The organism is Alteromonas gracilis, from assembly GCF_043642145.1.
Classification (GTDB): Bacteria; Pseudomonadota; Gammaproteobacteria; order Enterobacterales; family Alteromonadaceae; genus Alteromonas; species Alteromonas gracilis_B.
Window position 1 is genome coordinate 118,217 of the sequence record NZ_JBHZRZ010000004.1, and the last position, 24,758, is coordinate 142,974.

Annotated in this window: 25 protein-coding genes; 13 read left to right on the plus strand and 12 right to left on the minus strand. The window is 45.8% G+C overall.

Annotated features, from left to right (window positions below):
* The first annotated feature begins 2 nt into the window (after positions 1–2).
* The 4 genes from ACHUFN_RS09935 to ACHUFN_RS09950 are packed head-to-tail and all read left to right on the plus strand — an operon-like array spanning position 3 to position 3,363.
* Complete coding sequence (locus tag ACHUFN_RS09935; RefSeq protein ID WP_394222220.1) at positions 3–1,217, plus strand: COX15/CtaA family protein; 1,215 nt, start codon at positions 3–5, stop codon at positions 1,215–1,217.
* Positions 1,210–2,127, plus strand: a complete 918-nt coding sequence (cyoE, locus tag ACHUFN_RS09940; protein WP_394222221.1) for a heme o synthase — start codon at positions 1,210–1,212, stop codon at positions 2,125–2,127. The genes ACHUFN_RS09935 and cyoE overlap by 8 nt, the downstream gene beginning before the upstream one ends.
* Positions 2,124–2,771, plus strand: coding sequence for an SCO family protein (locus tag ACHUFN_RS09945; protein WP_394222223.1), 648 nt, complete (start codon positions 2,124–2,126; stop codon positions 2,769–2,771). The genes cyoE and ACHUFN_RS09945 overlap by 4 nt, the downstream gene beginning before the upstream one ends.
* 4 nt (positions 2,772–2,775) lie before the next feature.
* Complete coding sequence (locus ACHUFN_RS09950) at positions 2,776–3,363, plus strand: GNAT family N-acetyltransferase (protein ID WP_394222224.1); 588 nt, start codon at positions 2,776–2,778, stop codon at positions 3,361–3,363.
* Between the two features lie 79 nt (positions 3,364–3,442).
* Here ACHUFN_RS09950 and ACHUFN_RS09955 read toward each other — a convergent pair whose 3' ends face one another.
* On the minus strand, positions 3,443–4,642 hold the full coding sequence (locus tag ACHUFN_RS09955; RefSeq protein WP_394222225.1) for a polysaccharide deacetylase family protein: 1,200 nt from the start codon (positions 4,640–4,642) through the stop codon (positions 3,443–3,445).
* Between the two features lie 134 nt (positions 4,643–4,776).
* Here ACHUFN_RS09955 and ACHUFN_RS09960 point away from each other — a divergent pair, with 134 nt between their 5' ends.
* Positions 4,777–6,126 carry an MATE family efflux transporter gene (locus ACHUFN_RS09960; RefSeq protein WP_394222226.1) on the plus strand — a complete coding sequence of 450 codons (1,350 nt, stop codon included), beginning with the start codon at positions 4,777–4,779 and terminating at the stop codon, positions 6,124–6,126.
* Positions 6,127–6,231: 105 nt separating this feature from the next.
* Here the strand turns inward: ACHUFN_RS09960 and ACHUFN_RS09965 are convergent, their stop codons facing one another.
* The 4 genes from ACHUFN_RS09965 to nfuA form a co-directional block, all read right to left on the minus strand.
* Entirely contained in the window at positions 6,232–6,615 is a 384-nt protein-coding gene (locus ACHUFN_RS09965) for a VOC family protein (protein ID WP_394222227.1), read from the minus strand.
* A gap of 54 nt (positions 6,616–6,669) precedes the next feature.
* The gene (locus ACHUFN_RS09970; protein WP_394222228.1) at positions 6,670–7,374 is read right to left on the minus strand and encodes an aspartate/glutamate racemase family protein; all 705 of its coding nucleotides are present in this window, start codon (positions 7,372–7,374) and stop codon (positions 6,670–6,672) included.
* A 229-nt stretch (positions 7,375–7,603) separates the two neighbouring features.
* Positions 7,604–7,834, minus strand: a complete 231-nt coding sequence (locus ACHUFN_RS09975; RefSeq protein WP_394222229.1) for a hypothetical protein — start codon at positions 7,832–7,834, stop codon at positions 7,604–7,606.
* A gap of 45 nt (positions 7,835–7,879) precedes the next feature.
* Positions 7,880–8,458: a Fe-S biogenesis protein NfuA gene (gene nfuA / locus ACHUFN_RS09980; RefSeq protein WP_394222230.1), complete on the minus strand. Its 579-nt coding sequence runs from the start codon at positions 8,456–8,458 to the stop codon at positions 7,880–7,882.
* A gap of 161 nt (positions 8,459–8,619) precedes the next feature.
* Between nfuA and ACHUFN_RS09985 the strand changes: the two genes are divergently transcribed.
* Entirely contained in the window at positions 8,620–11,262 is a 2,643-nt protein-coding gene (locus tag ACHUFN_RS09985) for a M14 metallopeptidase family protein (RefSeq protein WP_394222231.1), read from the plus strand.
* 18 nt (positions 11,263–11,280) lie between these two features.
* Here the strand turns inward: ACHUFN_RS09985 and ACHUFN_RS09990 are convergent, their stop codons facing one another.
* Entirely contained in the window at positions 11,281–11,994 is a 714-nt protein-coding gene (locus ACHUFN_RS09990; RefSeq protein ID WP_394222232.1) for a ComF family protein, read from the minus strand.
* A 97-nt stretch (positions 11,995–12,091) separates the two neighbouring features.
* On the opposite strand from ACHUFN_RS09990, the gene bioH reads away from it, so the two are divergent.
* From bioH to ACHUFN_RS10005, 3 genes are all read left to right on the plus strand, one after another.
* Positions 12,092–12,901: a pimeloyl-ACP methyl ester esterase BioH gene (gene bioH / locus ACHUFN_RS09995; protein ID WP_394222233.1), complete on the plus strand. Its 810-nt coding sequence runs from the start codon at positions 12,092–12,094 to the stop codon at positions 12,899–12,901.
* A gap of 195 nt (positions 12,902–13,096) precedes the next feature.
* A complete protein-coding gene (locus ACHUFN_RS10000; protein ID WP_394222234.1) occupies positions 13,097–13,408 on the plus strand; it encodes a hypothetical protein in 312 nt (103 codons plus the stop codon).
* 14 nt (positions 13,409–13,422) lie between these two features.
* Positions 13,423–14,430: a putative metalloprotease CJM1_0395 family protein gene (locus ACHUFN_RS10005; RefSeq protein WP_394222235.1), complete on the plus strand. Its 1,008-nt coding sequence runs from the start codon at positions 13,423–13,425 to the stop codon at positions 14,428–14,430.
* Between the two features lie 152 nt (positions 14,431–14,582).
* Here the strand turns inward: ACHUFN_RS10005 and ACHUFN_RS10010 are convergent, their stop codons facing one another.
* The 3 genes from ACHUFN_RS10010 to greB form a co-directional block, all read right to left on the minus strand.
* A complete protein-coding gene (locus tag ACHUFN_RS10010) occupies positions 14,583–16,361 on the minus strand; it encodes a C1 family peptidase (protein ID WP_394222236.1) in 1,779 nt (592 codons plus the stop codon).
* Between the two features lie 456 nt (positions 16,362–16,817).
* On the minus strand, positions 16,818–19,193 hold the full coding sequence (locus ACHUFN_RS10015) for a Tex family protein (protein ID WP_394222237.1): 2,376 nt from the start codon (positions 19,191–19,193) through the stop codon (positions 16,818–16,820).
* A gap of 178 nt (positions 19,194–19,371) precedes the next feature.
* Positions 19,372–19,857, minus strand: coding sequence for a transcription elongation factor GreB (greB, locus tag ACHUFN_RS10020; RefSeq protein ID WP_394222238.1), 486 nt, complete (start codon positions 19,855–19,857; stop codon positions 19,372–19,374).
* 174 nt (positions 19,858–20,031) lie between these two features.
* Here greB and ACHUFN_RS10025 point away from each other — a divergent pair, with 174 nt between their 5' ends.
* Positions 20,032–20,301, plus strand: coding sequence for a hypothetical protein (locus ACHUFN_RS10025; RefSeq protein WP_394222239.1), 270 nt, complete (start codon positions 20,032–20,034; stop codon positions 20,299–20,301).
* Positions 20,302–20,568: 267 nt separating this feature from the next.
* On the opposite strand, the gene fkpA is transcribed toward ACHUFN_RS10025, so the two are convergent.
* Positions 20,569–21,354 carry an FKBP-type peptidyl-prolyl cis-trans isomerase gene (gene fkpA / locus ACHUFN_RS10030; protein ID WP_394222241.1) on the minus strand — a complete coding sequence of 262 codons (786 nt, stop codon included), beginning with the start codon at positions 21,352–21,354 and terminating at the stop codon, positions 20,569–20,571.
* Positions 21,355–21,551: 197 nt separating this feature from the next.
* Between fkpA and ACHUFN_RS10035 the strand changes: the two genes are divergently transcribed.
* From ACHUFN_RS10035 to ACHUFN_RS10045, 3 genes are all read left to right on the plus strand, one after another.
* Positions 21,552–22,484, plus strand: coding sequence for a WD40 repeat domain-containing protein (locus ACHUFN_RS10035; RefSeq protein WP_394222483.1), 933 nt, complete (start codon positions 21,552–21,554; stop codon positions 22,482–22,484).
* Positions 22,485–22,493: 9 nt separating this feature from the next.
* Complete coding sequence (locus ACHUFN_RS10040) at positions 22,494–22,742, plus strand: SlyX family protein (protein WP_394222242.1); 249 nt, start codon at positions 22,494–22,496, stop codon at positions 22,740–22,742.
* 198 nt (positions 22,743–22,940) lie between these two features.
* Positions 22,941–23,099 carry a hypothetical protein gene (locus ACHUFN_RS10045; protein WP_012520154.1) on the plus strand — a complete coding sequence of 53 codons (159 nt, stop codon included), beginning with the start codon at positions 22,941–22,943 and terminating at the stop codon, positions 23,097–23,099.
* 58 nt (positions 23,100–23,157) lie between these two features.
* Here ACHUFN_RS10045 and ACHUFN_RS10050 read toward each other — a convergent pair whose 3' ends face one another.
* Together ACHUFN_RS10050 and ACHUFN_RS10055 are read right to left on the minus strand one after the other, a co-directional pair.
* A complete protein-coding gene (locus ACHUFN_RS10050; RefSeq protein WP_394222243.1) occupies positions 23,158–24,255 on the minus strand; it encodes a DUF748 domain-containing protein in 1,098 nt (365 codons plus the stop codon).
* A gap of 178 nt (positions 24,256–24,433) precedes the next feature.
* The gene (locus ACHUFN_RS10055) at positions 24,434–24,640 is read right to left on the minus strand and encodes a YheV family putative zinc ribbon protein (protein ID WP_394222244.1); all 207 of its coding nucleotides are present in this window, start codon (positions 24,638–24,640) and stop codon (positions 24,434–24,436) included.
* Positions 24,641–24,758: the final 118 nt, after the last annotated feature.

Consider the following 24,758-nt stretch of genomic DNA (forward strand, 5'->3'; position numbering starts at 1 on the left):
CCATGAAAAAGTTAACGTTATTTAGCATTTTTCTAGCGGCAGTAGTCATCATTTTGGGCGCCTATACCCGATTGACCGATGCTGGTCTTGGTTGCCCAGATTGGCCCGGTTGCTACGGCAACTTAACGGTGCCGCTTAGTGAAGAAAAGGTAGCTCAGGCGAATGCTGCCTACCCAGAGCGTCCTGTTGAAGCGTTTAAAGCATGGAATGAAATGATTCATCGCTATTTTGCAGGCACATTAGGATTATGTGTTTTAGCAATAGCAGTGATTGCTGTAAGACAGCGCAATAAAGGTACGCCTGTTAAATTGCCATTGTTATTGTTAGGGCTCATCATATTTCAGGCTGCGCTTGGAATGTGGACCGTAACACTTAACCTGCTTCCTGTTGTGGTAATGGGGCATTTGCTAGGCGGCTTTACGGTGCTCTCGTGCCTTTTCGTTCTTTATCTTCGTTTACGTCATGCTTCCAGTTCGCAGCCTCCACGCGTAGCCGAAACCTCAACATTAGATGATAGCGAAAATGCAACAAGCGTTTCAGCTAATGCCAAAGGTTTTCAGTCTTATATTAGAGTGTTCGCATTTTTAGGGTTGGGCGTACTGGTTACGCAAATAGCCCTTGGAGGGTGGACGTCGGCAAATTACGCCGCGCTCGCATGTACAGAAATGCCGATTTGCGAAACCGGGTGGCAAGATAGAATAGATATCTCAGGCGCATTCAGCGTGCCTGATGCCGAGAACTATGAATTTGGCGCGCACGATTACGGCGAGCGCGTCACCATGCACATTGTGCACAGGCTAGGCGCCGTTATTACTTTTTTCTATTTGCTGGCCTTGGGTATTAGCCTACTCATAAGTCGCTATGCTGCACAAAAGCAAAAACGCATCAGCGCCTTTATGCTGCTAGCGCTGTGCACACAGGTGGCACTAGGCGTAAGCAATGTCGCTTTCATGTTGCCATTAGCTGTTGCGGTGCTGCATAACGCAGTGGCTGCTGTACTCCTTCTTTCATTATTGAACCTAATTTTTACGGTTGTACTTACCTTAAAACGCGAACGCGTTGAACGCATTGAAGCACAAAAGGTAAACGCATTATCAAGCACTAGAACACTGCAAAGTGCTGGCGCTTTTAGAACAGATGTATTTTCAAATGACGCGTTAAGTGCGTCGACGTCTTCTCATATTCTTCCCAAGGCTCCAGGAGGTTTCCATGGCTAAATCAGTCTCTATACATGCACGTGCTTCGCGCCAACATCAAATAGTCACATGGCGTGATTATTACGAAATGACCAAGCCAAATGTGGTAATGCTGCTGTTGTTAACCGCGCTTGTGGGGATGTGTTTGGCAACGCCTACTTGGGTAAACGCAAAGGTGCTTATTTGCGGTTTATTAGGTATAGGTATGTTGTCAGCCTCTGCGGCAGTCATTAACCATGTAGTCGACCATAAAATTGACAGTGTTATGGCGCGAACGTTTAACCGGCCTGTGGCGAAGGGAAAAGTGAGCGTGAATAACGCGCTGTGGTTTGCAGGGACACTTGGCGTAGTCGGGTTTGTTGTGCTTGCCCTTTTCGTCAACATGATTACCGCATGGCTTACATTAGCAAGTTTAGTAGGGTACGCGTTTGTCTACACCATGTACCTAAAGCGCGCAACGCCGCAAAACATCGTGATTGGAGGGCTAGCGGGTGCAGCGCCCCCTCTTTTGGGTTGGACAGCCGTAACGGGTGAAATTCACGCACACGCCTTATTGCTAGTGCTCATCATATTTACTTGGACACCTCCACATTTTTGGGCTCTCGCTATTCACAGAGAAAAAGACTACGCGAAGGCGAAAGTGCCTATGTTACCCGTAACGCATGGTGTTTCTTTTACTAAAACGTCAGTATTGCTGTATACAGTGTTATTGGGGCTGGTATGCTTACTGCCCTATCTTACTGGAATGAGTGACCTCATTTACTTGGCTGGCTCAAGCTTGCTTAATATTGGGTTTCTGTACTATGCACTAAAGCTAAAGTTCGATGCAGACTCACAAACGGCAATGAAAACTTTTAGGTTTTCAATTATTCATCTCATGGTATTGTTTGTTGTATTACTTCTCGATCATTACATACCACTGAGTTTATGAATCAACGAATTATTGTCGGTATTGTCGCATTCGTAGCACTGTGCGCAGGCATTGTTGGGGCGCTGTATATCGCGCCCCCCAGTATTGAAAGTGAAAGCGAGCCAAAATACTTTCAAACCTACCCAGAACCAAGGGCAATAGCGCCGTTTACGCTAACGACGCATACCGGACAACCTTTTGATACGTCATCGCTAGAAGGTCAATGGAGCCTAGTGTTTGTTGGTTATACTTTTTGTCCTGATATTTGCCCTACCACTATGGCTGAGTTGAACGGAATTTACCCGGAACTTCAGGCACTAAACTCTGTCGAACCTATTCGTGTGGTCTTTGTGTCAGTAGATCCAAAGCGTGACTCGGTTGAAAGGCTCTCAGAGTATGTGAGCTATTTTAATGAGGAGTTCATCGCCGTGACTGGAGAGCATAAGGCGCTGTTCCCCTTCGTGCGTAACTTAGGGATGATGTACGCCATTGCTGAAAGTACCGATAATCCCAATTATTTAGTAGATCACAGTGCATCCGTCGTACTTATCGACCCCAAGGCAAGGGTGGTAGGAAGATTTAAACCTAAAAGAGAGCCAGGAAAGCTATCGATAAGTGATTCCCAGCAGATATTGGCAGATATGCCGATAATAATCTCGAAGTAGTATTATGGAAATCAGAGTAAGACAAGGCGCGGCACCTGATGCCGTGCAAGCAGCGCCCCTAATATTGAATGCGGCTCAGTCGTTGCTAACGTCTATTTTTGGACACAACAAAGATAAAACAGCTGGTGGATACCTTGCTCACGCTTGGGCACTTGGCGGCGGGCAATATGGCTTTAAAAATCACTGGGTGGCGTATGAAGGTGACGTGATAGTAGGCGTGGTCACCTGCTGGCATAGCAAGCTAGGCGCTGACTTTGACAGAGCAACACTCGATAGTATTACCTCGTACTTTTCGCTTGATGAGGCTATGACGGTGTTAATGCGCAATCAGACCGTTGCCATAAACCTCACCCCACCAAGCAACACTGAATTAATGATCGGCCACCTTTCAGTTGCCGAGAGTGCACGTCGAAATGGCGTAGGTTCACTTTTGATAGACTCGATGCAGGCGCAAGCGGAAAAACTCAAGAAACGTAAGCTAGTATTGGATGTTGAAGTGTCAAATATACCAGCCATTCGTTTTTATCAGCACCAAGGGTTTGTTGAAGAGTCAATTAATAAGGGTTTTATTCGCTTTGCCAAACCTGTCTAAGTAAGCAACGAATTAACTGAGCACGAGCCTTAATGATAAATGCTCGTGTTTAGCCTCAACCCTTTTCTATCAACATACCTTAGTCAGGGTAATTTCCGTTCTCATCAGCAACAAAGAAAGGCGTTGAATACCAATAGTAACGACCAGCTTGTGAGTTGGACGGCGCTGTACAGTTCACTCGCGAACGCCCCACCGGAAGCGTTTCAGTTAAGCTAAACGTAAGCACATTTCCCTTAAGACTGGTATCAATAGGGTCGCCACCAAAGAAACAATTCACTTGGGTTAGGCGAACATCATCGCTGTTTACGGTCAGGCTTATTGGCGATGATAGCTCTCGTTGTGTCATACGCGGGTTTTCAAGCGTTATGTGTGTTACTGGCATGGCAAGGCTATTTAGCTTGGTTTTAAGCGTCGCTAAATTGGCATAAGGGCCAGCCGCAGGAAAGCGAGGGAGCGCTTGCATGTTGCTGTGTGGGCCAACGGCTCCAGAATGCTGTCCGAACCCAATGTAACCTTCAGCTTTCAGTTTGTCAGCCAGTGCAGTGTTGTACTCTCCAAACGGGTATGCCAAATACTTTAGGCTAATTTCTAGCTTATCTTCTATTTTCTGCTCAGCGCTTTCTACGTTGTCCCACACTTTTTCCAGCCACGCACGTTCCCCCATTTCTTTTTCACCGTTTAGCATATGCAGGTGATCTAAAGTGTGGTTGGCGAACACAACCCCGTCGTTGTGCATCGCCGTTACCTGTTTCCAAGTCAGCTGTTGCGGGCCAACGCCAATTTCATCGGGGTTTATAAATACGGTGTATGAAAAGCCTAAATCGGAAAGTATTGGGTGGGCATTTTCTAATATGTTTGCGTAGCCATCGTCAAACGTGATTGCCACCGCTTTTTCAGGTAATGCAGTATTATTTTGTATGGCTGAAACAACGTCTTGTAGTGGCACAACCGTATGGTGCGCGTTTAAGTACTCCATATGAGATTTAAAGGCTTCAGGCGATATACTTGTGCTGGCTGGCGTAGAAGATGATACATGATGATAAAGCAATATTGCGGCGTTGGGTGTTGTAGCCGCGCTAGTGTCGACTTTGGACTCACTCTGACTTTCAGAGCTAGCTGGCGTTGCTGCAAGACCAGGTGCACAGAACAAAACGCTGAGAATTCCTGTGAACATCAACGTTGCGAAATTGCAGCTTGAGCGATTTAACGTTCTCTTTTGTATAAAACTGTAGCTTCTCATATCATCATCCACTGAGTGCCTGAACAAATTCGATAGCATGGTAAACTCCCAAATGCGCGTAGCTTGGCCAAATCGGCGCTAAATCGGCATTTTGGCAAGCACGTGCGCGTTTTACTTATGCCATTGCATAGGTTGATAGTATATAGCGAAACAAACCCCAACTGAGATCATTTATGTCCCGTGACCAAGTAACTAAGCGCGCCATCTTAGACGATCATACTCGTCTATTAGCTTTAGCGCTTCCTATGATCCTAGCCAATATCACCACGCCACTATTGGGGCTGGTAGATACGGCCGTACTTGGGCATATGTCACTACCGGCCATGCTAGCTGGGGCGTCGGTAGGCGCACTCATCTTAACGCAGATATACTGGGTTTGCGGTTTCTTACGCATGTCTTCCACAGGATTAAGCGCACAAGCAAAAGGTTCGCACAATAATACAGAAGAGTCAGCCAAAGTGCTGTGGCAAACGGTTGCGGTTGCGCTGTTATTAGGCGGTTTTATCGTTACGCTTCAGTCTCCAATCCTTTCCTTGGGTTTAGGACTGACTCAACCTAACGCTGAAGTTGCTCTTCATCTTCAAAGTTACTTTTCAGCGCGGGTGTGGGGCGCGCCCGCCGCAATGCTTAACCTTGCACTCGTTGGGTGGTTAGTGGGGCAACAAAAAACACGCAGCGTAATGACAATTCAAATTGTGGGAAATTTATTAAATGCTGCACTTGATGTAGTGTTTGTGTTCGGCTTAAACATGTCGGTAGCTGGGGTAGCGCTGGCCAGTGTTATTGCTGAATATTCCATGGCAATTATGGCACTGGTGGTGGCCTTCAAACAGGTTGGCGGTGTAGCGGTAAGTGCAGCGTGGTTTAACCGTGCAGCCCGCAAGGTGCTGATGAAGCTCAACGGCGACATGCTGCTACGTAATTTGGCATTACAAGGTTGCTTGGCGTTCCTTACTATTCAAGGGGCCCGCTACGGTGAAACATCAGCCGCGGTTAACGCAATACTCATGCAGTTCTTTGTACTAATTGCGTTAGGGCTTGATGGTATTGCTTATGGCGTTGAAGCACTGGTCGGCGAAGCAAAAGGAGCCTCAGACTCCAGTGAAATTAAACGTCGCACTTATCAAGGCCTGGTGTGGTCGAGTGTTTTCGCTCTTGTTTATAGCGTGATATTTTTTGCAAGCGGCGAAGCTATAATCGCTTTGCTAACCGAGCATCGTGACATCATAAATGCTGCACTCCCTTATTTAGGTTTAATGGTAATACTTCCGTTATTAGCACATTGGTGCTTTTTGTATGATGGCGTGTTTGTTGGGTTAACTCGAGCCAGCGCAATGAGAAATACCATGATAATAAGTGCGCTTGGTGTGTATTTCCCTGTGTGGTACTTAACTAAACAGCAGGGCAATGCGAGCTTATGGTATGCATTGCTTGCGTTCTTGCTAGCCCGCGGTGTAACACTGGCATGGAGCTTTTATCGTCTTGATAAGCGCGGTGAGCTAACGACTTCTGCGGCGACGTAAGACTTGGTTATAGCCTGTATTGCTTTATTGTGAATGCCTCATTAGGCTGGCTAAGAATAAGCCGCCTGCAAAAGAAAACAGCGTCTCGTGCAGGCTTGTTTTTATTTACTTTCTTACTATGTGCGTGGCGCAGAGCTTGTTGCCTGCAGGGTCTCGCAAATAGGCAAGGTAAAGCTGGCGTTCACCGTTACCGCGAATTCCCGGTGGATCTTCACATGGTACACCGCCATTCTCGCTGCCTACTTTATGCCATTCATCAACTATTTCTGGCGTACGCGCCGCAAGGCCTAAGGTCGTACCATTACCGTGTGTAGCGGCTTCACCGTTAATCGGTTTTGTAAGCGCTAAAATGCCTTTAGCTGTGTAGTAAAATACTCGGCCGTGTTCGTCGAAAACGCCTGGTTCGTAACCCAGTACACCTAATATGGCATCATAGAATTTCTTTGACGCTTCAAGGTCGTTTGCACCAATCATAACGTGGCTAAACATAGTTGTGTCCTTCAAAAATTAACGTTGAACCCTTTCGACTTACGTTAGCCGCGTCTAACTCCCTAACGCGAAGTCTACCGCAGCGTTAGCGTGAATTGACGTGGTGTCGAATAATCGAATTGGGGTGTGCTTTTGTTGTACTAATAACGCTATTTCTGTGCAGCCTAGAATTATTCCATCGGCACCCTCGGCGGCCAGTGCGTCAATAATCTCAATATACGCGTTACGGGAATCAACACAAATCACGCCCTTGCATAATTGTTCATAAATAATGTTATGAACGGTTTCCCTTTGTTGCGCATTTGGAATAACTACGTCAATGCCAAACGCATCTTGCAAGCGAGAGGTAAAAAAGGTTTGTTCCATGGTAAATCGAGTGCCAAGCAACCCGACTTTTTTTACTTTGTTGTGCTGCAATTCGCGACCTGTCGCGTCGGCAATGTGAATAAGCGGAACGTCAATGTTTTGAGCAATGGTATCTGCAACTTTGTGCATGGTATTGGTACAAATTAACACCGCTTGTGCGCCAGCATTTTCTAAATGCTTCGCCTCTTGGGAGAGGATATCTGCGGTTTTTTCCCACTCGCCTTTGTGCTGAAGCTGTTCAATTTGGGCAAAGTCCACGCTGCTAATGACCAGCGACGCACTATGCAGGCCGCCAAGGCGAGCGTTTACGCCACGGTTAATGGCTTGGTAATAGCTAACGGTAGACTCCCAGCTCATTCCGCCAAGTAGGCCAAGCTTCTTCAATTTATGCATCGCAAACACCCTTTATGCTATTTCGGGAACGTAAAACGGCTTCTAATCTACCTATAAAAAGTACGTGCTACTACCCAAGCCAAGAATAAATTATGAAATGGATACAGCGGCCTCGTAAGTAGACTTATTAACGAGTCTTGCGTAAAACAAGGCGCTTAGACTATTGCTTTAAACGGCTGCTGAGTAGGGATTGTAGTGGGAAATGCGTCAAACAAACGCTAAAGCGAGGCTAGAATTTAGGTGGTGGCTTCTTGTTTTTAATAAATGAAAAGCGCTGAATAAAAATGCCAAAATAACCGAACATGGCAATGGCGAAGCCCACAAGCAATACACTAATGCTGAGGTAGTACAGCGCAATATGAATGTGACTGGTGAGAAATAACAGCAAGACGCCGACAACGAAAATAGCCAAACCTATTTTGAATCGTTGCCAGCTTTTGTTTATGTCCTGCGTTATCATAAGGTCGGCACCCTAATTTGCACCTACGTGCACGCTACAAGGCGCTTAGTAGTAAGAGTGCTCGCCTGCTTGGTGTTCAGTGGCATCGCGAACGCCTTTCAGTTCGCCTGCAAACTGTTCAATCATTTGCTTTTCGATGCCTTCTTTAAGCGTTACGTCTACCATTGAGCAGCCATTACAACCGCCGCCGAATTGAAGTATCGCGTAGCCGTCATCTGTCAGCTCAGTGAGCACGACATTACCGCCATGACTCGCTAGCTGAGGATTAATTTCTGACTCAATCATGTAGTTAATACGCTCAATCAATGGCGCGTCATCGGCTACTTTTCGTGCTTTTGCGTTTGGCGCTTTAAGCGTTAGCTGCGAGCCCATTTGATCAGTAACATAATCAATTTCGGCTTCATCCAGATATGGTGCGCTTTCTTCGTCAACAACCGCGTCGAAACCGTTAAACGGTAAACGCGTATCGGTGTCTTCAACAGCGTCTGGCGGGCAATAGGACACGCCACACTCTGCCGACGAAGTGCCTGGGTTTACGACGAATACACGAATATTCGTGCCAGACTCTTGTTTACTCAACAGTTTTACGAAGTGAGCCTGGGCTTCTTCTGATATAGTTATCATCAGCAAGTCCTACATATTTTGAAATTTAAGCTATTGTATCAAATTTACCTGAGTAAAACAGTCAGGTATTAATTAAATAAATTATTCCAGTGAATCGAATTTGTTGAGTGAGGCATATATAGCAACTCACTATCAACGCTAACAACAAGACGGGAAGCGCTATGTCAGCGAAATTGCATTACTCCGCGAAAAAGAACCCATTCTCATTGGCCCTAATGTTGGCTTTAAGCACACTTACTTTTGGCGTAACCAGCGCTACGTCGGCAATGGCAGCGTCAGTAACCATTTCACCAGATACTGGCGGGCAACCTGTAACGGCCTACTTGCCCGACACCGTTTCCTATAACCCCGATATTCCCACTCCTGAATCGGTGCTAGGTGCGCAAATTGGCGAGTGGCATGTTCGACACGACCAAATCGTGAACTACATGACATTGCTCGCCGAGAAATCAGATCGCATCACCATTAAAGAAACGGGTCGCACGCACGAGAACCGCCCTTTATTGTTGATGACGATTACTGCGCCATCAAACAGAAACAATGTTGAAGCGATGAGACAAAAGCACATCGAGGCCATGGAAAGCGGTAAAAAAGTCGGTAGCGATGCACCACTTATTTTTTACATGGGCTACAGCATTCACGGTAATGAGCCTTCCGGCACCAATGCTTCACTTGCACTGGCCTACTATTTAGCGGCTGGTGTTGGTGAAGAAATTGATGACTTGTTGGATAACAATATTGTGCTGTTCGACCCGTCTTTCAACCCCGACGGGTTATCTCGCTTTGCTCAATGGGCAAATATGCACAAAGGTAAGCAGCTGGTTTCAGACAGTCACCACCGGGAACACGACGAAGGCTGGCCTTCAGGTCGCACAAACCACTATTGGTTCGACTTAAACCGAGACTGGCTATTACTTGCCCACCCTGAGTCACAGGCGCGCATTAAGCAGTTTCATAAATGGCGTCCTCATGTTTTAACTGATTTTCATGAAATGGGCACAGACAGTACCTATTTTTTTCAACCTGGCGTTCGCTCGCGGAAAAACCCGCACACGCCGGATGAAAATGTCACGCTAACCGAAGTACTTGCTCAATATCATGCTGCGGCATTCGATGAACAGGGCGAGCTTTATTTTACGCAAGAGGCGTTTGACGACTTTTATGCGGGCAAAGGCTCAACGTACCCAGACTTACACGGCAGCATCGGAATTCTTTTCGAGCAAGCAAGCTCACGCGGTCACCTGCAAGACTCTATCAACGGCAAACTGGCGTTCAAAGATACGATTGCAAATCAGATAACTACGTCGCTTAGCACGTTCAAAGGGGCATTGGAAAACAAGGCTGCTATTCTTGATTATCAGTCTAACTTTGTGAAAAGCACACAGTCTCTTGCTAGAGAGGATGATCAAGTAGGCTATGTGGTTAGTGCATCAAACGACACGGCACGCTTCAACGCTTTCGTCGACCTGCTAAAGCAGCATCACATCCGATATGAAGTGGTCACCAAAGACTACGAGATAAATAAAATACGTTTTGGTGCACAGCAAGCTATATACGTACCAACCAGCCAACCTCAGTATCGATTAATTAAGTCAATTTTTTCAACGCAGACCTCGTTTGAAAACAACACGTTTTATGATGTTTCAACGTGGAATTTGGCTTTGGCGTTTAATTTAGACTATGCGCCGTTAGATAAAGGCGATGCGCGCAGCCTTGAACGAGCTAAAGATGAAACGCTAGAGCAGGCAGCGCTTAATAGCATTCATCCTGATGCTTACGCGTATGCGTTTTCTTGGCAGCATTATTATGCGCCAGCCATGCTTCAAACGTTGCTTGAAGCTGGAGTGAAAGTGCGAAGCAGTGAAGAAGCTTTCTCCGCTATTAAATACGACGGTAAAAACGTAGAGCTGCAATCAGGCAGCATCGTTATTCCAAAAGGTTTAGGGCAACCCGATAACTTGGCAACCATACTAAGCGATGCACAGCAGCAACTGCAGGTTCCTGTGTTTAGTTTACGAAGCGGCTTAACGCCCACAGGGCACGACTTGGGCAGCAGAAGTATGGCACCTGTTGCGCTTCCTCAAGTACTGATTGTGGGCGGTGAAGGTACGAGTGAGTACGAAGTAGGCGAGATGTGGCATTACTTTGATACAAAAGTGGGGCTGTCTGCGAGTATCGTTGAGCAACAGCACCTCTTGCGAGCATTGCGCGACCCAAGTGTAAATTACACCCATATTCTTTTTGCTAGCGGCGGATTTCGCTTTTCTGAAGAAGAAAGAATGCAGATTGAAGGTTGGGTAAAAGCCGGTGGCGTGATTGTTGGTCAAAAATCGGCCCTGCGCTATTTTGCCAAACATAAGTGGCTAGATATTGAAATAGTAAGTCGTGAGAGCATTGATAACGCATTTGACGAAAGTGAATTAAGCTACAAAGACGGCTCGTCGCTTTATGCCAGAAAGCTGGTGGCAGGGGCTGTGTTTCAGGCGAACATCGATAACACTCACCCGCTCTTTTACGGCTACAACGACGACAACCTTCCCATGTTTAAAACCAATAACATGATAGTGGAAGCGAGCAGTTCGCCGTTTGTTACGCCTGCCCGCTACACCGATGAGCCTTTAATGGCTGGTTTTAGCGACAAAGCAATGGTGGCCCTCATGGCCGAGTCTAGTGCTGTGACCACGCGTAAGATGGGACGCGGCGTTATCATAGGATTTACTGATAACACCCAGTTCCGAGGGTACTGGTACGGCACGAACAAAATGCTAGCTAACGCTATTTATCAGTCTCACTTTATCCGTTAATTTCAACCTTAGCAGACACTATGTTTGCTGGAACAGGCTACTTTTGGGTGGTGGCGTAAATGCTGCCACCCACACCTGTATATGAATATTGGGATAACGCTGCTTTAGCATCTTGCTTAGTGTGTTTACCGTTACGCCAGTAGTCAGCACGTCATCAACAATGGCAACAGAAAAATGAGTACCTAGCTCGTCGTTGCCATTATTTGCGATAGCTTTATCTATACACGGTTTTGTTAGACTAAAAACGCGCTTGGCGTTTTCTGCCCTAGCGGTTTTAGAGAGGTGGTGCTGTACGCTGAACCCACGTCGCTTCGCCCACCCTTGATTGACAGGTATCCCAAGATTGCGGCTTAAACTCTCACACAATACGGTAGCCTGATTATAGTGGCGCTTCGATAGACGCCACGCACTAATTGGTACAGGAAGTAGCACATTGGGCACTGTTAAAGTGCACTGTCGCTTTTTAAGGACAAACCAGTTACTTAAAACTTTTCCTGCGGTAAGGGAATGCGTAAACTTCAACTGGTGAACCAACGATGACATAGGCCATGCGTGAAGGCCCAATACCGTAAGCGCGTCGTAGTGGCTATGCTTTACGTGGCCTGCCACAGGACCGTATTGTAATAAGTTACTTCCGTGCACCTGTGCATCGAAAAAAAACATGTCATCTTCACACCAGTGACATACTGGCGTAGGACTTGCCTGATAACATAGCAAGCATGAAAGGTTCATAGTGTTGATTCCATCAACTTCCTTGAATTGTCGAAGTCGGCTTATTTTCATTATTTCGTGTTTTCACAAAGACACGTTACTGCCTAAGGAGGTGTAAATGGAAAGTTTGCATAGTAATGGCGAGCTTGTCACCCGAACGATGGGTACAGGCGTAGATGTGGTATTCCTTCATGGATGGGGTATGAACAGCGGCGCGTTCACATCCTTTGTTCCTTATCTTAGCGATAATTTTCGTGTAACCACCATTGATCTTCCCGGGTTTGGAGAAAACGCTGAAATAATTCCTTCGCCATATAATGTTGAGGCATTGGCGCAATCAATAATTAACGAATTGCCTGATGAGTGCGTGCTGGTGGGTTGGTCTTTAGGTGGTTTAGTGGCGCAAAAAGTGGCCCTGCTAGCACCTGAAAAACTAACAGGCTTGGTAACTATTGCATCTACTCCCCGTTTCATTGCTGGGCCGTGCTGGCCAGGTATTGCAGCTGATTTACTTAAGATGTTTGAAACCCAGCTTGAGAAGAACTACCAAAAAACATTGGAACGTTTCTTGGCTATTCAAGCGATGGGCAGTGAAACGGCAAAACAGGATATCAAAGCGATTAGGGAGCAGGTGACTCAGTTTCCTGACCCCGCTGAAGAAGCATTAAAAAAAGGGCTTCGCATTCTGTCTACGGAAGATATGCGCCAAGACGTGGGTCGCATTACCACACCTACCTTGCGCCTCTACGGTAGGCTAGATAGCTTAGTTCCAACGAGTTCAATTGACAGAATTTGCGAGCTACACCCGCAGGCAGATACCGTTGTACTGCCTCACGCGTCTCACGCTCCTTTTATTTCGCACCCTCAACAAACCGCTGACATTCTGTTTCGTTTTGCAGCCGGGGTTTATCAACAGAAAGCGTCTTAACCCGTGTAGCGAAGAGTGTATATAGCGCTTCAAGCAAGTAAATAATTGGGTTTGAGGCGCTTTTTAGCGAAGTGTGGTTGAGTTGGTTAGATAAAAAGCGCCGTCTGACAAAGATTTAACCGTGCGGAGTTATACACGACTTTTCATTTGTGTGAAATTGGTTAATAATTGCACATGAGAGAGTAGAGGTAGTGTATGACAAGTATAGATAATAGTGCAGGTTCTGCGTTTTTAGCAGGCCAGTACGGTTTGCAAAATGCCAGTGATGGTATTGCACAAGCCGCGTCGAATATCGCCCAGCGCACGGCTGAAGAGTCGCAAGTGTCTGTACAGGCTGTTCAACCTAATGCTGCGACTTCATCAACAAATAATACTACGTCTGGCGCTACGCGCTTAACTGACGACCTTATCGCGTTAAACGTAAATGAACGAAATGCCCAAGCGTCTGCAAAAGTACTCGGTGTTGCAGATGAAATGCTTGGTACTATTATCGACGTGTTAGCGTAACCGGAGCGATTACGGTGAACATTGTAACGCCAATTCTCAACGCAATAGCCTACCCCACGGCTAACATCAATACGGAATCTGCGCGTAGAGATAATGTTCAGCGAGAAACTATTCCTCAAGCTTCCGATGCCGAACAAGGTGCGTCTCAAAAAGGGCTAGGCTCTGAAGCTGATAAAGCAAAAAGCCCAGGCCAGCCGCCATCACCTGTCACGTACGACCGCCCACAAGTGCAAACCGAGCTGCAAGCCGCGTTTCAGAACGTATTCGGTCAGGCTAAAGACAACGGCCAAGATGAAAGTGCGGGTAAACAGAACGCACAAGATCAACAGCAGTCTCGTAAAGAGGCTGAGCAAAAGCAGCAAGAGAAACAAGATGCTGCTGAAATAGAACAGTTAAAAGCGCGAGACCAAGAAGTGAGGGTTCACGAGCAGGCTCACGCAGCCACGGGTGGCCAATATGCCGGTGCACCAAGGTACGAATATACCACCGGGCCTGACAATAAGCGTTATGTGACCGATGGTGAAGTGTCGATTGATGTTTCTAAAGAAAAAACGCCTCAAGAAACTCTGAAGAAAATGGAGCAAGTTCGTGCTGCCGCACTTGCGCCAGCTGAACCGTCTTCACAAGATTTAAAAGTGGCAGCCGAAGCCTCGCAAAAAGCAACAGAAGCGCGCAGCGAAATAGCGAAAGCCCAAGTAGAGAGTCGAGCCCCCGATAATGGCAGTAACGACGGTGTAAATACCACCAATGACACTGCAGAAAGCGGTCTTGTGACAGAAACGGGGGCTGATGCTGGAATCAATATTGGGGTTAGTGAAAACTCCGCAACCACAAACGAGACGAGCCCTGGCGCTATACAGGATTCCGTGCTCACTGCGCAATCCGTAAATTCAAACTCTACGTTCGCTGGCACTCGTGAAAGCGATGAGTCTGAATTTATGCAAGCGCGAATTGGCCGCATTCAAAACGCCTACCTTCAAGCCTACACACCCTCTCGTGAAGGCCTATCTTTCCAAGCTTAATTGTTGAAGCTTAAGCGTAAAACCTCAACTCAAGACGAAAGCACTTCATCATTGGCGTGTGCTTGCACGCAGTCGCTTACCTATAACAACTACCGCATGTCTTCACTAGGTAAGGGCTACGTACAAGGGCTCTCACAACCTGAACATGCTTATCAGTAATCTAAAATTGCTTTAGTAAAAGGGTATTTAGGCGAGCCGCCAACAATGTCAGAGAGCACCGAATTCATGGTGTCTACGTCGCCATCGAAACCGCCATGAGACGTTGCAGCCGTCGCCTCGCCTTTCTTACCTTCACTGTAATTGAACGTTACGTTGGAAATAGGCTCATTGAATACTGCCATACCTAGTAACGGCATGCCCGACTTAGATTCGAATGCATTAGACACGAGATAAAGCAGTGACTTTTGGTAAATACGCGCTACGTGATCATCTTTTTCTAACGCTTCAGTTAAGTTGTAAACGGTAGTCGAAGCGATCTGCTTACTTTCAATAAAAGGTGCAAGCGTACTTTCAAACAAAGGGTAGCTAATAGCCGGGGCTAGAAGGTGCAGACTTTTCACTTTTAGTGTTTCATCAACTTTGAACAGACGCGACAAACTGTGAGCGTGGAAGATAGAGCCCGCTGAATGACCTACAACATGAAGTTGTATGTGTGCGTTGTCTTTTAAATAACCTGCCAAGCGGGTTAAAAAGTAGGTGCCATCTGAGGTTGCACGAGTAAAAGGCGTGCAAGCATCTGACTTCATCTCTCGCCACAGAGCGCCGCCAACCTTACGTGTTGCCCACTCCAAAATGCGGTCAGTGTAATCGGTAAAGGCGCCAACTTTATCGCTCACTTCTTTGTTCTTAAAGCCTAAAATATCTTTAAGTTCTTCTAACATACCAGTGTCATACATAAAATGAATGGGGAACACGTCATTTTTTAGAAATGTGTCTTTCATCGCGGCTATGCGTTTTGCCGATGCTTTTATGCTGTTTAAGCCACCGTGTGCATACAACATGACGTGGCGGTGATTACACTCTTCTAGCTTTTCTATGATGGCATCGACGTGATTTTTATTGCTCCAATACTTGCCTTTTGTATCGAAGTGCCCATCGTCAAAATGAACGAAGTGGTCTTGAATACTCACCCGAGGCGTAGAGCGTGAGAACAAGCCTTGAGCGATTGAACGTGTGGCTTGGTGATAAGTGCCTGTACCTGAAATTGGAAGTGCTAGCTGCACAACCCATGCATCCATAACGTTAAGCGCCCAGTCGTCGTAGCGCCACAGGGCTAAACCAGACTTCTTCCAATCGGTTCCCCAAGAGTTTTGGATCCAAAAACCTTCATCGTTGTATCCGACTATGGCAAACGCATGACCACCCATGGGTTCGGGCCTAAGGGTTATCGCATCGCCTTCGCTTTCATTCCACCCCTCGTGAATTCTGGCTGAAACAAAGATAACACCCACTTCATTCAGTGCGGCGTGAAAATCGCTGATTTCTCTTTCAATGCGATAGTAAGCGCCAAGTCTGTGATTACTGGCGTTGTTCGCAATCGCTAGTGTCATTTCAAACTCATTACTGTGCTTTAAATCTTCAGTAAGTGAGTAGTTACAAACGCCGCTGTTGTACCAGCCTTTAATTGCGCCTCGACAACTAGAGCCTTCATAGGCTTCGCCTAACCATTCATCGTGACGTTTTGCCATGGCATACAACATCCATGGGCTAACCGTGTGCTTTCGACTTTGCTTGCGGTAAATAAAGTTAATGGTTGCGGCTAAAGCAAACCCCGTACATGCCCCATCTTTGCCTTGATCTAATATCACAAGGTTTCCCGGCGGGTCGATAAACGGCTTTAAAGGAGTGAGGTTAGGTTGGTAAACACGATCCCGAAGGTCGGGGTAATCGGCACTTACTTTTAGCATTTTTTTTGAGACAGGCGAGTTCATAAAATCTTCCTCTGATTTGGGGCCTGTTGACCTTAACTGCATAACACCACAAGTTAACAGGCTTAATCTTTTCGTGATCCGAAAGTGCTGCCTTTAAAAAGGTAGTGGTCAAAGACGCAACTGAACCCTCGCTAAACATCAACAACACTTGAACTTCGGAGGAAGAGTGACCGACACCTTTTCATTATTTCCGGTGTTTCAACGTACATGGTTGCTTACCATGCACATTTGCTAATGTAGCAAAAACCGTATGCTCTATGAAGCATGTTCTGTGAAAGTGTAAAAAACAAGGAAGGTGTGACGCGGCAAAAAAATTCTTTGCATGTGTCTTATTGGGCGAGAGTGAGGAGTATTGTGGTGCACAAAAAAGGGATTACCACTAAGGTAACCCCTTGTTATCTCTTTTCGTCAATGTTTACCACTAGGCTAAACCTAGTTGAATACAAAGGTTAAAACTTATTTCTTTGCTTTAGCAAACGCATCGGCAAAGGCATTGCCCATTGCGCTATTTTGCGGTTGATTATTGCGGCCACCACCTTGGTTTGAACGCGCATTTGTTCTTGGGTTACCGCGTGTTTGGCCTTTATTGGCGTGCTTGGCACCACCATTTTTACCCGCACTGCTTTTGTTGGCATTTGGGTTTCCACCTGTATTTGTACTTTGGCTAGGCGTATCGTCTAATCGCATGGTGAAAGAAATACGTTTGCGCGGTACGTCTACTTCAAGCACTTTAACTTTTACAATATCACCTGCTTTAACCACCTCACGTGGGTCAGAGATAAACTTGTTAGTCAAAGCCGAAATATGCACAAGTCCATCTTGGTGTACACCTACATCGACGAACGCACCGAAGTTTGCCACATTGCTAACCACACCTTCTAAAATCATGCCGGGCTTAAGGTCGTTTATGGTTTCAACCCCTTCCTTAAACGCAGCTGTTTTAAACTCTGGGCGAGGATCTCGTCCTGGTTTATCAAGCTCTTTAAGAATGTCTTTAACAGTAGGTAAACCGAACGCATCGCTGGTAAAGGTGTCTGGCGAAAGGCTCTTTAGTAATTCGGTGTTGCCGATAATGTCATTAACCGCTACGGCGGTGGTATCGACAATTTTATCTACAACGGGGTACGCTTCTGGGTGAACCGCAGAGGCATCAAGTGGATTTTTGCCGTTCACAATACGTAGGAAGCCCGCCGCTTGCTCAAAGGCTTTTGGACCTAAGCGTTCAACTTTTAATAGCGCTTTGCGATCAGGGAACGCGCCGTTGGTGTCTCTGAAGTTCACAATATTGTGCGCAAGGGTTTTGTTTAAGCCCGATACATAACTAAGTAGCGCAGGCGAAGCCGTGTTTAAATCAACCCCAACAGCGTTTACACAGTCTTCGATAACACGATCTAGCGACTTTCCTAATTGGCTTTGACTCACGTCGTGTTGATACTGGCCAACGCCAATGGCTTTTGGCTCAATTTTAACTAATTCCGCCAGAGGGTCTTGTAAGCGTCGAGCGATAGAGACTGCACCGCGAATTGACACGTCAAGATCAGGTAGTTCTTTTGATGCAAGCTCAGAGGCCGAATACACTGACGCACCCGCTTCACTTACCATAATTTTCTGTGCACTAAGTTCGCTATTATTTTTAAGCATTTCGCCAACAAGTTTGTCGGTTTCGCGAGAGCCTGTACCGTTACCAATGCTGATTAAATCTACCTTGTATTGCTTGCACAACGTGGTAAGTGTGCGCATAGATTTATCCCACTGATTCTGTGGTGCGTGTGGGAAAATCGTGTTGGTCGCGACCACTTTGCCTGTGCTATCAACCACTGCTACCTTAACGCCGGTTCTCAAGCCTGGATCTAAACCCATAGTGGTTTTTGCCCCCGCGGGCGCTGCCATTAACAAGTCGTTTAGGTTTTTAGCAAATACTTCAATGGCTTCTTCTTCCGCGCGTTCTCTTAGTGCGCTGAAAAGCTCAGTTTCCATATGTAAGCCAATTTTGATCTTCCATGTCCACTGTACAACCTGCGCAAGAAAGTCATCTGCGCCGCGGCCGCGGTGCATAATGTCGTAGTGGCTTGCAATAATATGCTCGCAGTGAGACGGGCCGTTGTCTTCTGACTGTGGGTCGGCATCTAATTGAATGTGAAGCATGCCTTCGTTGCGACCTCTAAACATCGCGAGTGCACGATGAGACGGCACGGTTTTGTACTTTTCGCTGTGTTCGAAATAGTCTTTATACTTGGCTGCTTCTTGTTCTTTACCCGGCACGACAGTGCTTTTTACATAAGCATTTTCAGTTAAGTACTTGCGCACTTTTGCCAGCAGTGCCGCGTCTTCTGCAAAACGCTCCATCAGAATGTATCGCGCACCTTCTAACGCAGCTTTGGTATCGGCTACGCCATTCTCTGCATTTATGTAATCGCTTGCTGCACTTTCAGCGTCGGTCTCAGGATTGTTAAATAAGGCGTCGGCAAGTGGTGCTAAGCCGGCTTCAATTGCAATTTGGCCCTTGGTACGGCGGCGCGGTTTATACGGTAAGTACAAATCTTCAAGCGTGGTTTTGCTGTCTGCACTACTGATGCTGCTTTTGAGCTCATTGGTAAGCTTGCCCTGTTCCTCAATAGATTTAAGAATGACATCGCGGCGTTCTTCAAGCTCGCGCAAATAGGTTAAACGCTGCTCTAGCGTACGCAGCTGCGTGTCATCAAGGCCTTGCGTTACTTCTTTTCTGTAACGTGCAATGAAAGGTACAGTGGCCCCTTCATCTAGTAGTTTTACGGCGGCAGTTACTTGCGAAGGTTGAACGCTAAGTTCATCTGCAATTTTATTGATAATCATAAGTCGCTCTAAGGTACTAAAAATTCGCGTTAGGCAATGGCGAATAAACGGTGTGTGAAAGGCTTATATACACAGCGTTGGTATTGAAAATAGGAGCGGCGAGTATATCACCGCCATGTATGGGAAGTCGTCTGATCATTGTGTTACCAAAAGGCAATTGAACGGAGCATTTGGTTGCCTACAGTTTGTCTGTTGCGTCGTACCAAATACGGTTTATCCACCATTCTTTTGATCCCGCTTCTGTTTTAACAACAAACTCATCATCCTCTTCTTTGCCAAGTAGAGCACGCGCCATTGGTGAATCGATAGATATGTAGTCTTTTCGACCAAATATTTCATCATAACCAACTATTCTAAGCTCCATTACCTCGCCAGCGTCGTTCTCTATTTCAACCCACGCGCCAAAAAAAACCTTCGCTTCTTGTTGCGGATCGTAATCCACCACTTTGAGGTTTTCCAAGCACTTGCGAAGATAGCGTACGCGACGGTCAATTTCTCGAAGCTTCTTCTTGTTATACTGATAGTCGGCATTCTCGCTTCGGTCACCTAAACTGGCAGCCCAAGTAACCTTGCGAGTAATTTCTGGGCGTTCTTCACGCCACAAGAAATCTAACTCCTGCTTAAGCTTTAAATAGCCCTTTCGAGTAATAAGCGGTGTTTTCACAATGTCCTTTAAATAATCCAGCTAATTACCCCTACTTTATGTGGGTAATGCGGTAAAACGCAATCTTTCTGTGCCTTAAAAAGTGACAAAATCGACAGGTTGAATAATTATTGAACATAAACCTTTCACACAATGTCTTAGTATAAATATTATACAGTTTATTAGGGGATATAAATGCGCAACAGAATACCTGTGTTGAACCGACGAAGGTCGGCAAACGATCCGCTACAAACCAGTGGGACAATCATCGGTTTTATGCTGTTTTTGAGTGGTGGAATGTTATTGTTGTATGCTTTTCTTGATATCGTTGTTCGCTTAAATAGTTTACAAACAGTGGTCTATCTTATTTTGAGCTGTGCCATGTACAAGGTGGGGCACTCGCTACTAAACCATTTCGCCACACTAAAGGTGCATACTGAACGGCGACGTGCGCCTCAGCGTTAAAACCTTTAGTTTTAAGCCGAAATTTTTAAGGCGAAATTGTTACAAGAAAGTTGTGTTTTTACCGTGTGATTCTGCAACTTTAGACTATGCTTAATAGTGTAATTCGAGGCACCAAGCATATTGAATAACCCACTTTACTATTTGGGTACGCGCGTGGTGAAAATCCACTGGCTCGTAGGGAAAAGGTAAGCAAGGATCACGCTGACTCACTAAAACTAAAAAGCCGACGTTATGCGTCGGCTTTCTCATTTTTACAGTGTAAAAAACTTACTCTGTTTCTGTTTCAGCTTCTGGCTTAACAACCTCTAGTAGCTCAACATCGAAGATAAGCGTTGAGTTAGGGGTAATAGCGCCCGTTGAACGAGGACCGTAGGCAAGCTCAGAAGGAATGTGGAAGCGATATTTCGCGCCTTCCTTCATTAATTGAACGCCTTCAGTCCAACCAGCAATAACGCGGTTAAGTGGAAATTCTGCCGGTTCGCCACGCTTGTAAGAAGAATCGAATTCAGTGCCATCTAGCAAAGTGCCACGGTAGTGTACTTTAACCATGTCAGTTGCTTCTGGGCTAGCGCCTTCGCCTTCTTCAAGTACTTCATACTGAAGACCCGACTCTGTGGTAACAACGCCTTCTTTCTTTCCGTTTTCTTCAAGATAAGCTAGGCCCGCTTCAATGTTTTTCTCAGCGGCCTGTTCTGCCATTTCTTGCTGCTTAGCACGAAGTACTTCTTCACCTTGCTGAGCAATTTGTTGAATTTGTTCAGGTGTGAATTTAAGTGTGTCGTTTAAACCGTCTTGGAAGCCTTGTTGTAGCGCTGCTTGGTCTAAAGTAAGGCCAAGCTGCTCTTGTTGTTCGGCACGGCTGCTAACAAACAAACCCATGCTTGCGCCCATAGCGTAAGCTTGTTTTTGCGTATCTGTCATTTCTTCTGCTGAAACAGAAGTTGTTTTTGCACTATCAGCGCTTGTAGAAGCGGCCTCATCAGATGTATTTGGCTGGCAAGCGAAAAGGCCTAGCGCAGCAATTGTTGATAAGGCAACGAGCGACTTCTGCATAAAAACGTCTCCATAAATTTTTATCATCATGCGTCTATGTCTATACTGCTGCATCCAAGGCAGTGTGCACGATAGTTAAAGATGCGTGATCCATGCTATGTTAAACCTAGCGTTTACAAAGCGAAACCCATTTGATTATGTTTAGGTCTCAAATGTTCCATAGAATAGTGTTACTCATCGTACTTATAAGTAATTCCATGGGGTGTTCTGTCCCTGATACTACGCCAATACAGCAGTGGCGTCATGTAGAAGAAGGGGCTTATGCCGCAGATATTTCTACCGATGGCACATTGGCAGTGGTATCTGGTGTTGATAATGGCGTAAACGTATGGCGTATGGGCCAAAGCGAGCCTTTATACCACTGGAGTCATCAGGGCGAAGGTAACAACTTGGTGATGTCAGTACATATTAGTGCTGATAAGCGTTATGTGGTTACCGCAGACCGTGAGGCCTTTGCCCTTTGGAGCCTTGAAACCGGAGAGCCAGAAGGGTTTTGGCGCATTGATGAGTCTTCCATTCGAGATGTGGCGGTTACCAATAATGGCAACGGAATTTTGGTGGCCCGTTCAAGCGGCAAGGTGATGTATTTTGAACCTCGCACCTCCCGTCGCCTTGAATTTTTGGGGCATCAAGAGAAAGTTAACTCCATTGATATTTCACCAAACGGTAAGTTTGCTCTAACCGGCGGCAATGACTACATCGCGTATCTATGGAGTACCGAAACCGGGCAAATCATTCATACATTCACCCATCCTACTCGAGTGACAAAAGTAGCGCTAGATGATGACGGACGTTTTGCTTTTACTGCCGATAGCCAAAGCAAGTCACAGGTGTGGAATGTTCAGTCTGGGCAGCCTGTTACTTCATTAAAGTTTATATCCCGACAAAAAATATTTACCGATGCTGAGTTTTCGAAAGACGGCCAATTTTTGTTAACAGGGTCGCCATCCAGAAAAGTGTATTTATGGGACTTGCAAAGCGGTGAACAAGTACAAGCCATTCAGGTTGCATCAAGAGAAACAATTTCGCCGCCAACCGCTGTTGTTTATGGCGTCGCTTTCCTTCCCAATGGTAATATAGTGTCTATAAGCAGTAGTGGTCTTGCCGAAGAATGGCAACGGGAACAATAGAGAATTTACATGACAGAAAAAAGCGCTGAGCACTTACAGCAGCAAATAGACAGTGCCAATCACTATATAGAAGAGCTGCAAACCAAAGTTGCATTTCAAGAACACACGATAGAGGCGTTGAACGACGCGCTGTCATCGCAACAAAAACAGCTCGACGAGCTGGCCTTCAAACTACGCCACGTTGTCGATAGAGTTAAGTCTATCGAACCTTCGAATATTGCTAGGCAATCAGAAGAAACGCCGCCTCCGCACTATTAATTGTCTCGCGTACTTTTAACGTATTGGAACTAGCGCGCATCGGCCTTTGTCGTGATTTTGTCATTCTCACAAGTTCATCTTGTTATGAGTTAGGCTAAGTCGTCATTTAGCCTCGAAGCAAGCATGAATTATACTGTGCGCCATCAATAAAAAGATGCCAGCGTGGGCGTCGAGTTTTCAATTTACAAAGAGTTACTTATGAGCGATTTTGATATGGATGCGTTTGACAGCATCGATTTTGATTCAGTAGAACAGTCAGTGGCAGAAAAGCAGGCCGAAAAAGATAAACAAGAAAGTCAGGAAATTGAAGGCATGCGCGATGGCGCTAACGACTGTGGCGATAGCTGCACAATTTAAACTTGCTTAACTTCTTACTGTTGTTAGTAATACATTAAGCCTATGGTGAAAAGGCGCGTTAACTTTTTGCGCCTTTCACGTCTTCTAGCCTATCTAGCTCAATACTTTCCTCAACATTGCCTTTAAATGCCTGAACGAAAGCATTTTTCAAAATAGCGATAAAAGCATCCCAAGTTTGTGTTTCAGGGCTTGATAAGTCTCCTTCAATGGGAATGCGGGTAGCTATTTGATCTTCGCTTTGGTTCTCAAAAAGCTCGGTGATAAATGCAGAGATAGCTTCTACACTGCCCTCAAAAAAGCCATCGCCATCGCGCACAATGTCGCCTTTCCACGAAAACACCTCTACATTATGCAAAATAGGTTTGATATAGCCTTTTACTTTGCCTTCGTTGGACGCCACTTCTGCCGCTAGCGTCAACGTGCCTGCTTCTAAATCAAAGGGCGCGTAAGTATCGAGTAAGTTTTTGAAGTTTACCAACCCTACATTATCAGCTTGAATGTCTATGTCGAAGGTGGGCGCTTTAGTAGATGGGTTTAGTTTTGCATTTAAAGAGATGGTTCCTTGCTCTGCGGTTTGCCCTTTCGCTTTTGCGGTGGCCACGCGAGAGTCAGATAAATTGTCGCTATTCACTAAATTATTTATTTCAAGTTGGATATCGTGTAGCGCAATGTCGATAGCAGGGGTAGTGTCAGGGTTGTGAAAGGCAACTTTACCTTGATTAATAGCTAGCTTGTCTATGCGTAGCGGAAAAAGCTGGTTAGCAATGTACAGCCAGTTTTCGTTTTTGCCTGACTGACTCTCTTCCTCAGTGTTTCCGTCAACAAAGTTAATTTCAGGGGAATTCACCACAACTCGCCCTACGGCGGCGCCCTTAAATAACTGTGACCACGATAGCGTAAATTCTACGTAATCAGCTTTAAACAAAGGCCTGTCAACTTGTCCATTCGCTTTATAAAGCAACACATGCTCTAAGCTATAAGCACCGCGCCACAGCATTAGATCCACATCGCCTACGCGACCGTCGTAGTTCTTCGACTGGCTTAGCGTAGAGTTGATATAATTTGCTGCGGCGTAAGGAAGATAAAGCCTAAACGCAACCAGCATAATCAATAACCCTGCTAGCGCGTAACAGATTCGTCTTTTGGCATGTTTCATATTCCACTCCTTAAGACTTACAGATACAAGAACTATACCCGTACTGCTTTTAATTAGAATGGCGTCGTAAACGTACGTCTGGCGTACTGTTGGGAGGCATGCAAAAACACCTAAATGTAGAGCTTACGTGTTTTTGCTTTAGAAAAAGGTAAGATTTACCTAACAGTGAGTAGGAATGCTAGTGCGGTTTAAAAATACCGATGACGTTTTCATTTGAACGAGTAGCAGCGCTGACTTTTTCGTCTGTTTGCGCTTCATTGTACCCACACGCCACGCACTCCAGCTTTTCCACGTTATTTTCATAATATAACGAGATAGTATCTAACGCTTGGCATTTTGGGCAGGTAGCCCCAGCGACGAAGCGGCGTTTTACACGTTTTGACATACATACACCTTTGAACAAATTCGCCATTATTATACCTTGAATTGGTATGTGTTGATCAGCTTTTACCTTAAGTTTTTGATACTATACGCGCCCTAGTTTGTTCCATCACAGGTTACTC

Bases quoted from the DNA above. Each gene is read 5' to 3' on its own strand.
- ACHUFN_RS09935 (WP_394222220.1), top strand. From the start codon at position 3: ATGAAAAAGTTAACGTTATTTAGCATTTTTCTAGCGGCAGTAGTCATC.
- cyoE (WP_394222221.1), top strand. From the start codon at position 1,210: ATGGCTAAATCAGTCTCTATACATGCACGTGCTTCGCGCCAACATCAA.
- ACHUFN_RS09945 (WP_394222223.1), top strand. From the start codon at position 2,124: ATGAATCAACGAATTATTGTCGGTATTGTCGCATTCGTAGCACTGTGC.
- ACHUFN_RS09950 (WP_394222224.1), top strand. From the start codon at position 2,776: ATGGAAATCAGAGTAAGACAAGGCGCGGCACCTGATGCCGTGCAAGCA.
- ACHUFN_RS09955 (WP_394222225.1), bottom strand. From the start codon at position 4,642: ATGCTATCGAATTTGTTCAGGCACTCAGTGGATGATGATATGAGAAGC.
- ACHUFN_RS09960 (WP_394222226.1), top strand. From the start codon at position 4,777: ATGTCCCGTGACCAAGTAACTAAGCGCGCCATCTTAGACGATCATACT.
- ACHUFN_RS09965 (WP_394222227.1), bottom strand. From the start codon at position 6,615: ATGTTTAGCCACGTTATGATTGGTGCAAACGACCTTGAAGCGTCAAAG.
- ACHUFN_RS09970 (WP_394222228.1), bottom strand. From the start codon at position 7,374: ATGCATAAATTGAAGAAGCTTGGCCTACTTGGCGGAATGAGCTGGGAG.
- ACHUFN_RS09975 (WP_394222229.1), bottom strand. From the start codon at position 7,834: ATGATAACGCAGGACATAAACAAAAGCTGGCAACGATTCAAAATAGGT.
- nfuA (WP_394222230.1), bottom strand. From the start codon at position 8,458: ATGATAACTATATCAGAAGAAGCCCAGGCTCACTTCGTAAAACTGTTG.
- ACHUFN_RS09985 (WP_394222231.1), top strand. From the start codon at position 8,620: ATGTCAGCGAAATTGCATTACTCCGCGAAAAAGAACCCATTCTCATTG.
- ACHUFN_RS09990 (WP_394222232.1), bottom strand. From the start codon at position 11,994: ATGAACCTTTCATGCTTGCTATGTTATCAGGCAAGTCCTACGCCAGTA.
- bioH (WP_394222233.1), top strand. From the start codon at position 12,092: ATGGAAAGTTTGCATAGTAATGGCGAGCTTGTCACCCGAACGATGGGT.
- ACHUFN_RS10000 (WP_394222234.1), top strand. From the start codon at position 13,097: ATGACAAGTATAGATAATAGTGCAGGTTCTGCGTTTTTAGCAGGCCAG.
- ACHUFN_RS10010 (WP_394222236.1), bottom strand. From the start codon at position 16,361: ATGAACTCGCCTGTCTCAAAAAAAATGCTAAAAGTAAGTGCCGATTAC.
- ACHUFN_RS10015 (WP_394222237.1), bottom strand. From the start codon at position 19,193: ATGATTATCAATAAAATTGCAGATGAACTTAGCGTTCAACCTTCGCAA.
- ACHUFN_RS10025 (WP_394222239.1), top strand. From the start codon at position 20,032: ATGCGCAACAGAATACCTGTGTTGAACCGACGAAGGTCGGCAAACGAT.
- fkpA (WP_394222241.1), bottom strand. From the start codon at position 21,354: ATGCAGAAGTCGCTCGTTGCCTTATCAACAATTGCTGCGCTAGGCCTT.
- ACHUFN_RS10035 (WP_394222483.1), top strand. From the start codon at position 21,552: ATGGGGTGTTCTGTCCCTGATACTACGCCAATACAGCAGTGGCGTCAT.
- ACHUFN_RS10040 (WP_394222242.1), top strand. From the start codon at position 22,494: ATGACAGAAAAAAGCGCTGAGCACTTACAGCAGCAAATAGACAGTGCC.
- ACHUFN_RS10045 (WP_012520154.1), top strand. From the start codon at position 22,941: ATGAGCGATTTTGATATGGATGCGTTTGACAGCATCGATTTTGATTCA.
- ACHUFN_RS10050 (WP_394222243.1), bottom strand. From the start codon at position 24,255: ATGAAACATGCCAAAAGACGAATCTGTTACGCGCTAGCAGGGTTATTG.
- ACHUFN_RS10055 (WP_394222244.1), bottom strand. From the start codon at position 24,640: ATGTCAAAACGTGTAAAACGCCGCTTCGTCGCTGGGGCTACCTGCCCA.